General features: G+C 71.9%; 13 protein-coding genes and 1 pseudogene. 3 read left to right on the forward strand and 11 right to left on the reverse strand.

Annotated elements, in window-relative coordinates; genetic code table 11:
• Positions 1-44: 44 nt before the first annotated feature.
• Positions 45-851, forward strand: a complete 807-nt coding sequence (locus PSESU_RS01100; RefSeq protein ID WP_233275245.1) for a sulfite exporter TauE/SafE family protein — start codon at positions 45-47, stop codon at positions 849-851.
• 7 nt (positions 852-858) lie between these two features.
• Here the strand turns inward: PSESU_RS01100 and PSESU_RS16360 are convergent, their stop codons facing one another.
• From PSESU_RS16360 to PSESU_RS01150, 11 genes and pseudogenes are all read right to left on the reverse strand, one after another.
• Positions 859-1,509, reverse strand: coding sequence for a DUF4124 domain-containing protein (locus PSESU_RS16360; protein WP_013533914.1), 651 nt, complete (start codon positions 1,507-1,509; stop codon positions 859-861).
• 4 nt (positions 1,510-1,513) lie between these two features.
• The gene (locus tag PSESU_RS16365; RefSeq protein ID WP_013533915.1) at positions 1,514-2,248 is read right to left on the reverse strand and encodes a hypothetical protein; all 735 of its coding nucleotides are present in this window, start codon (positions 2,246-2,248) and stop codon (positions 1,514-1,516) included.
• 3 nt (positions 2,249-2,251) lie between these two features.
• Positions 2,252-2,815, reverse strand: a complete 564-nt coding sequence (locus PSESU_RS01115; RefSeq protein ID WP_013533916.1) for a Sua5/YciO/YrdC/YwlC family protein — start codon at positions 2,813-2,815, stop codon at positions 2,252-2,254.
• Positions 2,816-2,988: 173 nt separating this feature from the next.
• A complete protein-coding gene (locus PSESU_RS01120; RefSeq protein ID WP_013533917.1) occupies positions 2,989-5,487 on the reverse strand; it encodes a DNA topoisomerase I in 2,499 nt (832 codons plus the stop codon).
• A gap of 182 nt (positions 5,488-5,669) precedes the next feature.
• Positions 5,670-6,875, reverse strand: coding sequence for an RDD family protein (locus PSESU_RS15585; RefSeq protein WP_013533918.1), 1,206 nt, complete (start codon positions 6,873-6,875; stop codon positions 5,670-5,672).
• A 24-nt stretch (positions 6,876-6,899) separates the two neighbouring features.
• The gene (locus PSESU_RS01130) at positions 6,900-7,580 is read right to left on the reverse strand and encodes a GYF domain-containing protein (RefSeq protein WP_013533919.1); all 681 of its coding nucleotides are present in this window, start codon (positions 7,578-7,580) and stop codon (positions 6,900-6,902) included.
• 4 nt (positions 7,581-7,584) lie between these two features.
• Positions 7,585-7,815 carry a CD225/dispanin family protein gene (locus PSESU_RS16570; protein ID WP_049782395.1) on the reverse strand — a complete coding sequence of 77 codons (231 nt, stop codon included), beginning with the start codon at positions 7,813-7,815 and terminating at the stop codon, positions 7,585-7,587.
• Positions 7,816-7,941: 126 nt separating this feature from the next.
• Positions 7,942-8,091, reverse strand: a pseudogene (locus PSESU_RS16575) (DUF4339 domain-containing protein); the annotation flags it as partial.
• A gap of 104 nt (positions 8,092-8,195) precedes the next feature.
• Entirely contained in the window at positions 8,196-8,669 is a 474-nt protein-coding gene (locus PSESU_RS01140) for a DUF494 family protein (RefSeq protein WP_013533921.1), read from the reverse strand.
• A 68-nt stretch (positions 8,670-8,737) separates the two neighbouring features.
• Positions 8,738-9,865: a DNA-processing protein DprA gene (gene dprA / locus PSESU_RS01145; protein WP_013533922.1), complete on the reverse strand. Its 1,128-nt coding sequence runs from the start codon at positions 9,863-9,865 to the stop codon at positions 8,738-8,740.
• 74 nt (positions 9,866-9,939) lie between these two features.
• Positions 9,940-11,055 (reverse strand): LysM peptidoglycan-binding domain-containing protein, encoded by a 1,116-nt coding sequence (locus PSESU_RS01150; protein ID WP_013533923.1) that lies wholly within the window; start codon positions 11,053-11,055, stop codon positions 9,940-9,942.
• A 145-nt stretch (positions 11,056-11,200) separates the two neighbouring features.
• On the opposite strand from PSESU_RS01150, the gene def reads away from it, so the two are divergent.
• Both def and fmt read left to right on the forward strand, forming a co-directional pair.
• Positions 11,201-11,713 (forward strand): peptide deformylase, encoded by a 513-nt coding sequence (gene def, locus PSESU_RS01155; RefSeq protein WP_013533924.1) that lies wholly within the window; start codon positions 11,201-11,203, stop codon positions 11,711-11,713.
• Positions 11,714-11,825: 112 nt separating this feature from the next.
• Positions 11,826-12,746, forward strand: coding sequence for a methionyl-tRNA formyltransferase (gene fmt, locus PSESU_RS01160; protein WP_013533925.1), 921 nt, complete (start codon positions 11,826-11,828; stop codon positions 12,744-12,746).
• Position 12,747 lies beyond the last annotated feature (1 nt).

Below are 12,747 nucleotides of genomic sequence, written 5' to 3' on the forward strand. Positions count from 1 at the left end.
CGACCCGTCGTGCCACGGCCCGCGCACCCGCCGTGGAGCACGCCGTGTCGATCTGGATGTACCTGGGGTTCCCGTTGCTTGGCCTCGCCGCCGGCCTGCTTGCCGGCCTGCTCGGCATCGGCGGTGGCCTGGTGATCATTGCCGCGCTGGCGTGGATGCTGCCGCTGTTCGGGGTCCCGCAGGAAGCGGCGATGCACGCCGCCCTTGCCAGCTCGCTGGCCAGCATCGTCCTGACCGGCCTGTCCTCGGCGCGCTCGCATGCGAAGCGTGGCAGCGTGCTGTGGCCGACGGTGGCGTGGATGGTTCCGGGACTGCTGCTGGGCGGCTGGCTGGGCAGTGGCCTGGCGGTGGCGCTGGACGACACGGTGCTGCGCTGGGTGGTGGCGGTGTACTGCCTGGTGGCGGCGTGGCAGATCGGATTCGGCAGCACCCGCGCGCCGGCGGACGGCAGCGACGTGGCGCCGCCGCGCGGGTGGCCGATGACCGCGGCCGGTGGCGGCATCGGCGCGCTTTCCGCGGTGGTCGGCATCGGCGGCGGCAGCATGACCGTGCCGTTGCTGGTCTGGCGCGGCGTGCGCCCGGTACGCGCGGTCGGAACCTCCAGTGCCTGCGGCGTGGCGATCGCCATCGCCTCGGCGACCGGTTACGCGGTGCACGCGCCGCCGGGCGCGCTGCCCGAGCACGCCATCGGCTACGTTTACCTGCCGGCGGCGCTGGGCGTGGCCATGGCCTCGGTGCTGTCCGCGCCGCTGGGCACGCGCCTGGCCCATGCGATCAGCGGGCATGCGCTGCGGCGGGTGTTCGCGGTGTTCCTGCTGCTGGTGGGCGTGAGCGTGGCCCTGTCCGGCTGAGGCCGGCTCAGTCGTCGCAGCTGGCGGCGACGATCGCGGCGATGCGCTCGTAGTCGCGCTGCCGCCATTCCACGTTGTCCGGATGCGCCAGGCGCCAGCGGGTCTGCGCCTGGCGGGCGTGGTCGCGCCAGGCCTTGCAGGCATCGTCCGCGGCCACGGCCTCGCAGCGGTCCCGCACCACCTCGCAGGCCTGGCCGGCGCCGGCGGCCGGATCGCCGTCCAGGCCCACGGTGCGCAGCGGCAGGCAGCGCGGCGCGGGATCGCCGGATTCGGACAGGTAACGGTCGCCTTCACGGGTGCTGCAGCGGTAGAGCGCCGGTGGCGGCGGCAGCGCCGGCCTGCTGGCCGCCTCGGCCTGCGCACGCTCGCGGGCGAGGGCGTTGCTGTCGAGCAGGCCGGGCGTGCCGCCGGCAATGGCGGGCGCGGCGTCGCGTGCCGGCGCCTGGGGGGCGGGCTGCGCCCCGGCAGGCGTGCTGCCGAGGCCACCGACCACCTGCTCGCGCTGGGTGCTGCCGGCCGGGCAGGGCTGGTTCTGCACGGTCAGCTGCCCGGCTGCGTCGGTGCAGCGGTAGAGGACGACCGGCTGGGCCACCGCTGCGCCGGCGGTGGCCAGCGCCAGCAGCAGGCCGGCGCCGCGGAGGATGAGGCGTGCAGGCATGGCGTCAGGAGCAGTCGCGGGCGAGGCGGGCGTCGATGCCCGCCTGTTCGGCGTCCAGGGCTTCGCGTTCGCTGGGCATGGCGCCATGGTAGATGCGCAGGATCTCGTAGCGGCGGTCCGACAGGTGCCTGCAGACCTCCTCCTGCGGCAGGCGCTCGCAGGCGTCCTGCACCCAGGTGCCGGTCGGGACCAGCACCGGTCCGTGTGGCAGGCGATGGCCCGGCGCAGGACCCGGCCCAGGCGGCGGTGAGGGACGGGGCCCGCCTGCCTGCGGCGGACGCGGTCCCGGGCGCGGGCCCTGTGGCGGATGCGGACGCGCTGGCGCGTAGCCGGCCACCCACAGCGGGGCCCAGCGCGCGCTGCCCTGGTCGTCATCGCTCAGGTAACGCTCGCCGTCGGGCGTGGTGCAGGCGTACATCGGCTGCGGCGGCTCGACCCGGACCACGCGTACCTCGTGCGGCGGGGCCGTCGCGGGTGCGGCCGGCTCAGCCGTGCTCCGGACTTCGCGCACCGTTCCGGGCGCAGGATCCTGCGGCCGCTGCATCTGCCGCTGTTCCTGGCGCTGGCCGCCCGCGCACGGCGTGTTGCCCACGCTGACCGTGCCGTCGCTGGCGGTGCAGCGATAGATCGTGACCGGACCGGATGCCGACGCCTCGGGCAGGGCGGTGGCCAGCAGCAGCACGGCCAGGGCCCTGGCGAACGCATCCGGTCGGATATCGCGCGTCAGGCCCGGTCGCATGGGCTACCCGCGTAACACTGCGCCGTCGAGCGCGTTGCGGATCGGGGTGGGGCGTTCGAGACCGCCGGTTTCGCCACCGACGACGCCGTCGATGCCGGCCAGCAGCGCCGGATCCAGCTCTTCACGCGAATAGGCCGGCGGCTGCCCGGCGAGGTTGGCGCTGGTGGACACCACCGGGCCGCCGAAGGCCTCGCACAGTGCAACCACCACCGGATGCGCGCTGATGCGCACGGCCAGGCTGCGATGGCTGCCGGTGACCCAGGGCGGGGCCAGTGGCGTGGACGGGATGGCCCAGGTGTTGGGGCCGGGCCAGCTGGCGGCGACCTCGGTCATGCGACCGGCCGGCAGCTGGGCCAGGTCCAGCCACGGGCGCACCGCTTCCAGCCCGGCGGCGACCACGATCATCCCCTTCTCCACCGGACGCTGCTTGATCCGTAGCAGGCGCAGCACCGCTGCCTCGTTGCCCGGGTCGCAGCCCAGGCCCCAGACCGCTTCGGTGGGATAGGCGATGACGCCGCCGCGCCGCAGCAGGTCCGCGGCCGACGCGATGTGCAGGGTGTTCTCCATGCGCGGATGGTAGTACGTGGGTCGTGATCGGTGATTGACGGTTGGTGCCTGGCAATTACCAGGCATCCGTCCGTGCAGGCGTGATTACCAGACGCTCGTCCGCGCCAGCGTGACGGGAGGGCCGGAAATGGACAGGCCCGCGCGAGGCGGGCCTGTGCAAGGGGAGCGGAGGTTCAGAACGGCGGAGCGTCGTCGGCCGTTGCGCGTGCCGCGGCCTTCTTCGCGGGAGCCTTCTTGGCGGCGGCCTTCCTGGTCGCCTTCTTCGCGGCCTTCTTCGCAGGTGCCTTCTTGGCCAGGGCCTTCTTCGGCGCGGCTTCCTTGCTGGCGGCGGTCTTGGTCGCGGCCTTCCTGGCCACCGCCTTCTTCGCGCCGAAGCCACGACGCGCCGGCTTGCCGGTCTCGGCCAGCAGCTGCTGCACTTCCTCCAGGGTCAGCGTCGACGGCTCGCGGTCCTTGGGGATCTTGCCGTTGAGCTTGCCGTCGCTGATGTACGGGCCGAAGCGCCCGTTGAGCACCTGGATGTCGCTGCCCGGGAATTCCTTGATGATCCGGTTGCGCGCGATCTCCTCCTTCTCCTCGATCAGCTCCACGGCGCGCGCCAGGTCGATCTTGTACGGATCGTCCTCCTTCTTCAGCGAGGCGTAGGTGCTGCCGCGCTTGGCGAAGGGACCGAAGCGGCCGATGCCGACGCTGACCTGCTGGCCGTTGCTCTCGCCCAGGTTGCGCGGCATGTCGAACAGCTTCAGCGCGTCCTCCAGGGAGATGGAGTAGATGCTCTGGCCCGGCTGCAGGGAGGCGAACTTCGGCTTCTCCTCGTCGTCGACCGTGCCGATCTGCACCATCGGGCCGAAACGGCCGATCCGCGCGCTGACTTCCTTGCCGCTCTTCGGGTCGATGCCCAGCGAGCGCGAGCTGCCGGCGTCGGTGCGGTCCAACGACTCCTTCTTGTCCTCGACCAGCTCCTTGAACGGCGCCCAGAACCGCTCCATCAGCGGCACCCACTCCTCCTCGCCGCGCGACACCGCGTCCAGCTCGTCCTCGAGCCTGGCGGTGAAGTCGTAGTCCACGTAGCGGGTGAAGTGGCCGGACAGGAACTTGCTGACCGCGCGGCCGACGTCGGTGGGACGGAAGGCACGGCCTTCCATCTCCGCGTACTTGCGGAACAGCAGGGTCTGGATGATCGAGGCGTAGGTGGAGGGACGGCCGATGCCGTATTCCTCGAGTGCCTTGACCAGGGCCGCTTCGGTGAAGCGCGGCGGCGGCTGGGTGAAGTGCTGGTCGGCGTGGATGCGGTCCAGCGGCACGCGCTCGCCCGGCTTGAGCGGCGGCAGCTTGCGGCCCTCGTCCTCGTCCTCGGCGGTCTTCGTGTCCTTGCCTTCCTCGTACACGGCCAGGAAGCCGGGGAACACCACGGTGGTGCCGCTGGCGCGGAACACATGGTCGCTGCCGGCGGCCAGGTCGACCGAGACGGTGTTGAGCGTGGCCGGGACCATCTGGCTGGCCACGGCGCGCTTCCACACCAGTTCGTAGAGCCGGCGCTCATCGTCGGTGAGGAAGCGGGCGACCGAACCCGGCGTACGCAGCGCCGAGGTCGGACGGATCGCCTCGTGCGCTTCCTGGGCGTTCTTGGACTTGGTCTGGTAGGTGTTCGGCTTGTCCGGCACCGAGGCGGTGCCGTAGTCGCGGGCGATCACGTCGCGGATCTCGGCAACGGCCTCCTGCGACAGGTTCACCGAGTCGGTACGCATGTAGCTGATCAGGCCGACCGTGCCCTCCTCGCCCAGGGTCACGCCCTCGTACAGCTTCTGCGCCACCTGCATGGTCTTGCGGGTGGTGAAGCCGAGTTTGCGCGAGGCCTCCTGCTGCAGGGTCGAGGTGGTGAACGGCGGCGCCGGGCGGCGCTTGCGCTCCTTGCTGGCGACGTCGGTGACATGCAGCGCGCCGGCTGCGGCCTGCTGGATGCGCAGGCGCGCGGCCTCGGCCGACTCGCCGTCGGTGATGGTGAACTGCTCGAACTTCTGCCCGTCCAGCTTGACCAGCTTGGCCGAGAACGGCTGCGCCGCATGCGCCAGTTCGGCGCCGATGCTCCAGTACTCGCGCGCCTTGAACGCCTCGATCTCCTCCTCGCGCTCGACGATCATGCGCAGCGCCGGCGACTGCACGCGGCCGGCCGACAGGCCCGGCTGGACCTTGCGCCACAGCACCGGGGAGAGGTTGAAGCCGACCAGGTAGTCCAGCGCGCGGCGCGCCTGCTGGGCGTCCACCAGCTCGCCGGCGATGGTGCGCGGCTGGGTCATGGCTTCCTTGATCGCCCGCGGGGTGATCTCGGTGAACACCACCCGGCGCAGCGGCTTGCCGTCGAGCAGGCCACGCTCCTTCAGGATCTCGGCGATGTGCCAGCTGATCGCCTCGCCCTCGCGGTCCGGGTCGGTGGCCAGCCAGATGTCGTCGGCGGACCGGGCGGCCTTGGCGATCGCCTCGACGTGCTTCTCGTTCTTCTCGATCAGGTCGTAGCGCATGGCGAAGCCGCGCTCCGGATCGACCGCGCCTTCCTTCGGCACCAGGTCGCGGACGTGCCCGTAGGAGGCCAGGACGGTGAAGTCCTTGCCGAGGTACTTGTTGATCGTCTTGGCCTTGGCGGGCGACTCGACGATGAGGAGGTGCTTGGGCATGAGTGAACCAGAAGGGGGCGGCGGTCCATCCGGGACCGGAACGTGCGGGCGGACGCGTGAAGAACCCGTTCGCCATAGATGTCGACGCCCGGGGGTGGGACCCCCGGGCGTCGGCCTGTTTTCCTATTTATAGGTGAATCACGCCCCGGGCAGCCGTGTCAAGCCGGCCGGGAAGTGACGGGTCAGCCGGCCAGGGAGGCGATCATCCCGATCATGGCCACGAACATGACCAGGGCGCCGACCAGCAGCAGGCCGAACAGGACCAGGATCACGATGGTCAGGGTGCCCAGCTCGCGGCGCTGCCATTCCGGGTGTTCGGTGAAGGCCCACTTGTCCACCACCAGGGTGTCGCAGAGCATGTCGTGCAGGCCCTGCTTGCGCTCGGTGAAGGCGGCCATCAGGTAGCCGACGCACAGGATCAGGCCGCTGAGCATGGCGGCGAAATAGCGGCCGATGCCGCGCAGCAGGCTGATGCGGCTGCCGTCGGTGCGGACGACCTTGATGCCGATCGCCATCTTGCCCAGGGTGGCGCCGCCCCGCGAGGAGTGGAAGCCGGCGTAGTAGGCGGCGGTAACGGCGATGGAGACGATCTGGATCACCACCTGCAACGCCACCGCGGCGGCCGCGCCGGCGTCGCCGGACATGGTCAGCGGGACCGCGAACAGGGCCAGCACGAAGCCGATCAGGGCGCCGAAGATGCCCACGATGATCGAGTCGATCGCGTAGGCGGCCACGCGCTTCCAGAAGCCGGCCAGCACCACCTCGCCGGCGGCCTGGGCCGCGTAGTAGCCGGCCGGGCTGGCCGCGGCGGCAGGCGCGGCGTACGGGCTGTAGGCGGCTGCCGGCTCCGGCTCCACCGCCGGTTCGGCGACGGTCCAGGCGCTGGTGGCAGCCGGTTCGGCCGCGCTCCAGCTGCTGGCCGCCGGCGCGGCGGCGAGGGGCTCCGCCTCGACCGGGCTGGCGGCCGGGGTGGCAACCGGCTCGAGCTCGTACGCAGTGGCGACCGGGGCTTCCGGTTCGGCCGGGGCGATCGGCCCGGGCTCGAAGGCGCGCACGGGCTCAGCCGCCGGTTCGGGCTGGGGCTCGGGCTGCCACTCGAAGGTCCCGGCAGCAGCCGGCTCGACCGGCGCGACATACGCAGGTGCCGGTTCGGGCTCGGGCTCGGCTGCGACCGGGGCCGGCGCAATCACCGGGGCCGGCGGAGGCAGCGGCGCTTCCAGGCCGAGCTCGCCGCGGTGCGCGGCGAGCATCTCCCACTGGGGGAGACCATCGCGCCACACCAGGGTGGTGCCTTCCACCCGGCCTTCGCGATACAGGCGAGCCAGCTCGGGGGCCGCAACGGGGCCCTGCTGCTGGCGGTTGTGATCGGCGTAATACCACTGGGTCATGCTCGTGATCCTTCGCGTGCCGCGTCAGCCGCGGCATTCATGGGGCAGGTAACGGTCTTCCACCGCCGACGAACACAGCCAGGTGTCCACTGCGGCGTTGTATTCGAGCCAGATCGGCTGGTCGTCGATCGCGTCCACGCCCGGGGCGTGGATCGTGGCGGCCAGGCCGCACAGCGAGCTCTCCTCGAACTCGCCGAAGCGGATCGACGCCAGCTGGCCGCCGGCGTAGTTCTCGGCGGCGGCGAAGCCTTCGTCGTCGTTCGTGGGGCAGCGGCTGTGGGTCTCGATGAAGGCCACCACCTCCGGCTGGTGGACCCGCGCCTCGGCCAGGGCACCGGCCACCTTGGCCCGCATGGTGTAGTCGTTGTAGGCCGGCAGGGCGATGGCGGCGAGGATGCCGATGATCGACACCAGGACCAGGCCGCCGATGCCGATCAGCAGGGCGACCAGGCAGCCGTTGCGGCGCGCCGGCGGCGTGGCCTGCTGCACCATCGGCGCACGCGCCTGTCCCGGCACCGGAGGCGGCGAGGCGACCAGGCCCAGCTCGGCCTCGTGCGCCGACAGCGGCGTCCACTGCGCCAGGCCCTCGCGCCAGACCAGGGTCTGCGGACCGACCTTGCCGGAGCGCGCAAGCGCGGCCAGCCCCGCGGCGGGAAGCGGGCCGTGGCGCTGGCCATCGGCGGTTGCGTAATACCAGTCGCTCATCGCGTCACACGTTTCCAAGAAGTCCAATGAACATGAAGGCAGCAAGACCGATCACCACCACCAGCGCCGACCACGTCGCCCACATCCGCGCCATGCGCGAGGCGTGCAGGGCGCCGGCCAGGTCGCCCTCGGCGCGGCGGCGGTCCACCTTGCACGCGTAGACGATGGCGACCACGCCGAACGGCCAGCAGCAGAACAGGGTGGTGAGGATGGCCCAGACCAGGTGGGTCTCCACCGGCGGGACCGCCGGTGCGGCATACGCCGGCGGCGCCGCGGGCGCGGCCTGGGGTGCGGCGTAGGGTCCCGGAGCTGGAAGCGGCGGCGTGCTGCCGGGCAACCCGATCTCGGCCGCGACCTCGGCCAGGGGTTGCCACTCCGCCATTCCGTCACGCCACAGCAGGGTGTCCTGGCCGATCACGCGCCGCGCATGGAGCTCGCGCAGCTGCGATGCCGGCACCGGCCCCTGCCCCTGCCCCTGCCCGCCGGCAGTGGCGTAGTACCAGGAGTCCATTCTTTCCCCCCAAATCCTGCCATCACGTTACCTTAACCACCGGATACGCGGAAGCCGGCGCAAGGCCGGCTTCCGGGGTTGACGCTGGGCGGATGCGGGCTGGCTCAGTGCACCGGTTCGGGATCCTCGCCGAACATCTGGGTTTCCATCCACGCATAGGCGGCCTCGGCGCCGGGCTGGGTGAACAGCACCATCAGCACCACCCACTTGAGATCGTCCAGGTCCAGCTCGTCCTGGTCCAGGGCCATGGCGCGGTCCACCACCAGTTCGCGCTGGGCGGCGTCGAGCACCCCCTGCTGCTCGAGGAAGGCGAGGAAGCCGCGGCATTCGACGTCGAGCTTGTCCAGCTCAGGGCCGTGGAACACGCGCACGGGACCGTTGCAGCGCGGCTCGCTCGCACCGGGGCGCTGCTGGGCCAGGCCATCGAGCCAGTCGAAGGCCTTGGCAATCTCGGCGGGAGTGAAACCGGCCTCGATCAGGCCGGCCTGGAGCGGATCACGGTCGCGCAGCGTGTCCGCATCGTCGGCGATGTAGTGTTCGAAGAGGTAGAGCAGGACGTCCAGGATGCTTTCTTTCATTGCCCTCGGCCTGCGCCCTGGTCGGGGCGCGGTGGGTGGGGAACCAGGGCAGGACGGCGGTTGCCCGGTCAGGCGGCGCTGGCGCCGGCCGTGGACCTTCGCGCATAGCGGCCATGTTCGGCCACCACCCGCCCGTCCAGTTCCATGGCCAGCAGCATGGACGACAGGCTGGCAGGCGTCAATCCGGTCCGTTCAACCAGTACATCCATAGGGATTGGGTCGTGGCCGAGCGCCCGCCACAACCGCTGGTGGTCGGCCGATAGCGGTGGCGCGGTTTCCGTGCCGCCCGCTGAAGCCCCCTCCGGAGCGACATCCGGTTCCAGGGCCAGGGCCAGGCGCCCGGCCAGCCCGGCGATGCCTTCCAGCACCTCCAGCGGCTGCTCCACCAGCTGCGCGCCCTCGCGGATCAGGCGGTGGCAGCCACGCGCCTGCGGCTGGTGGATGGAGCCGGGCACGGCGAACACCTCGCGCCCGTATTCGGCCGCCAGCCGGGCGGTGATCAGGGCGCCGGAACGCAGCGCCGCCTCCACCACCAGGGTGCCCAGCGCCAGCCCGGCGATGATCCGGTTGCGGCCGGGAAAGTTCTGCGCCCGCGGCGGGGTGCCGGGCGGGTGCTCGCTGACCACCGCGCCCTGCGCGGCGACCCGCTCCATCAGCCGGGCGTGGTGGCGGGGGTAGGGCAGGTCCGGCCCGGTTCCCAGCACCGCGATCGTGGTCCCCCCGCTGTCCAGGGCCGCCTCGTGGGCGGCGCCGTCGATCCCGGCCGCCATGCCGCTGGCCACCACCAGGCCGGCACGGCAGAAAGCGCGGCTGAAGTCGCGGGCGTTGTCGCGGCCGCCGGCGCTGGCCGAACGGCTGCCGACCACGGCCAGGGCCGGGCGCCACAGCAGGTCCGGGTCGCCAGCCACGAACAGGCCCAGCGGCGCATCCGGGCATTGCCGCAGCAGGGGCGGGTAGCGCGGGTCGTCCCAGGCCAGCAGGTGGTGGCCGGCCTGGTCCAGCCAGGCCTCGCAGCGGACCAGCACGGCGCGCGGCACCGCGGCCATCCGCGCCGCAAGCTCGATGCCTGGAGGCAGCCCGGGCGATTCCAGCAGGCGTCGGCGCGACGCGCGCGGGCCGCCGGCCAGCAGCAGGCGCAGCAATGGTTCGCGGTTGCTGGCGGGGCGGAGCGGGAATTCGGCGAGGGTGACGGACATGCGTGCATCGTGGCCCGGAAACGGCGACGGCGCCCTCGGGCGCCGTCGCTTTGTCGCGTAGGATTTTTCCGCGGTTACTGCGCGTCGGGGTGGCGCGCGTTGTAGCCGACGCGGACCGGCTTCACGCCGTCCATGACCAGGGCGTAGCTGACCTTGTCGAAGGTGCGGAACACCATCGCGTGGGCCGCGTACTCCTCCGGCAGGCCCACGCCGCCGCCGCTGTAGCGGTCGTTGGTGCGCGAGGTCGCGCCGCCGGTGACGCGGTCGTTGACCCTGGTGCCATGGCGCCACAGCGAGACCACGGTGCCGTTGTCGATGCCGTCGCGGGCGCCGGCCGAGATGGCGATGACGTCGCGCGGACCACCGGCGGTGAACGAGTCGGCCACGGCCAGCACCCGCACCTCGGAAGGCAGGGCCTGCGGGGCGTGCGGGAAGAACTGCAGGTCGTACGGCTGCGGCTCGACCGGGATCAGGCGGTCGCCCGGACGCACTTCCTTGCCGTTGCCGTCCTCGAGGGCCAGGGTCGCCACGTCGACCGAGCCGCCCGGCAGGCGGGTGATGGTGCCGACGTTGACCTGGGCCAGCTCGAAGCCGAGGAACTCGTTGCGCTCGGACGGCGGGGTGAACTCCTTCCACAGGTTGCCGTCGCCACGGATGGTGTTGCCGGTGGCCTCGAGGTCCTGGTTCGGACGCGGCTGGGCGTAGCGCAGGGTCGGGCGGACCACGGCGTAGCGCTGGCCGATCTCGGCACCCGGCAGGTTGAGGACGTAGGCGGCCTGGCCGGCGCTGCCGCGCAGGCGGTTGTCCTCGAAGGCGACCACGTACGGCAGGTGCTCGAACGCGTCGGTCACCCGCAGGTTCTTCAGGAACGGTTCGATGTCCGACAGCGGGATGGCGCCGATCGGGGCCTCGTCGCGCGGACCCGGGTCGACCGCGACGCGGTCCAGGTAGGCCAGGCTCAGCACGTCACCCGGATAGATCAGGTGCGGGTTGGCCACCTGCGGGTTCGCCTGCCAGATCTCCGGCCAAAGCCACGGCTTCTGCAGGAAACGTCCCGCGATGTCCCACAATGTGTCGCCCTTGCGGACCACGTAGGTATCGGGATGGGTACCGGCGGGTTCGACCGCCAGCGCATAGGTAGCGACAGTCAGCATCGCGACGGCGAAGACCGTCCGAAGACGCGTGAGCATGGTTGAAATCCGCCTGATTCCCCAACAGGTCCGCCGACTATAGTCCAGAAACCCGGTCCCAGCGCAAGCATCCGCGGTAGAATTGCGGACGCTGGCCGGTCCCCCGACCGACCGAACCTGCTTGCCATTCCCCGGAGCGCCCGCCATGGCCCTGCTGCCCATCCTCGAATTCCCCGATCCGCGCCTGCGCACCAAGGCCGCACAGGTCGAGCCGGCGCAGGTCACCACGCCCGGGTTCCAGCGCCTGGTCGACGACATGTTCGAGACCATGTACGAGGCGCCGGGCATCGGCCTGGCCGCCACCCAGGTCGACCAGCACCTGCGCTTCATGGTCATCGACACCAGCGAGGACAAGTCCGCGCCGATGGTGTTCATCAACCCGGAGATCGTCCAGAGCCAGGGCGGCCGGGTCTACCAGGAAGGCTGCCTGTCGGTCCCCGGCATCTATGCCGACGTGACCCGCGCCGACACCATCGTCGTGCGCTTCCTCGACCGCGAGGGCAGGCAGCAGGAGCTGGCCGCCGATGGCCTGCTGGCCACCTGCATCCAGCACGAGATGGACCACCTGGAAGGCAAGCTGTTCGTGGACTACCTCTCGCCGCTCAAGCGCGAGATGGTGCGCAAGAAGCTGGCCAAGGCGCGCAGGCACGCCGCCTGAGCCCGGTGGCGCCCCTATCGCGGCGCCCCGCAACCCCCAGGGCCGCCGGCCGCGTGCCGGCCGGCCCCCGTACCGCCCACGGGCGGACGGGCCATCCGGAGATGATGACCCGATGAGGATCGTATTCGCAGGCACCCCGGACTTCGCGGTGCCTTCCCTGCGCGTCGCCGCGCAACGCGGCGAGGTGGTGGCCGTCTACACCCAGCCGGACCGGCCCGCCGGCCGCGGCCGCGGGCTGCAGGCCTCGCCGGTCAAGCTGGAGGCGGTCGGCCGCGGCATCCCGGTGTTCCAGCCGGAAAGCCTGCGCGACCCCGCTTCCCAGGAACAGCTGCGCGCGCTCAAGCCGGACCTGATGGTGGTGGTGGCCTATGGCCTGATCCTGCCCAAGGCCGTGCTCGCCATCCCGACCCACGGCTGCTGGAACGTGCACGCCTCGCTGCTGCCGCGCTGGCGCGGCGCCGCGCCGATCCAGCGCGCGATCCAGGCCGGCGACGCCGAAACCGGCGTCTGCCTGATGCAGATGGAAGCGGGCCTGGATACCGGCCCGGTGCTGCTGGAGCAGCGCACCGCGATCGGCGAGGCCGAGACCGGTGGCCAGCTGCACGACCGCCTGGCCGAGCTGGGTGCGCAGGTGCTGGGCGACGGCCTGGGCCTGTTGCGCGCCGGGATCCGCCCGGTGCCGCGTCCGCAGCCGGCCGAGGGCGTGGCCTACGCCCACAAGCTGGACAAGGCCGAGGCGCGGCTGGACTGGAACCGTCCTGCCGTCGAGCTGGCCCGGACCGTGCGCGCCTTCAACCCGTGGCCGGTGGCCGAGGCCCCGGTCGCCGGTGAACGCCTGCGCATCCATGGCGCCATCGCCGTGGACCAGGCCCATGGCGCCGCCCCCGGCACCCTGCTGGGCGCCAGCCGCGACGGCATCGACATCGCCTGCGGCGAAGGCGTGCTGCGCCTGCGCACCGTGCAGCGCGAGGGTGGCCGCGCGATCACCGCGGCCGACTGGCTGAACGCCCGTCGCGACCTGGTGGCTGGCTGAC

It is taken from the genome of Pseudoxanthomonas suwonensis 11-1 (genome assembly GCF_000185965.1).
GTDB lineage: Bacteria > Pseudomonadota > Gammaproteobacteria > Xanthomonadales > Xanthomonadaceae > Pseudoxanthomonas > Pseudoxanthomonas suwonensis_A.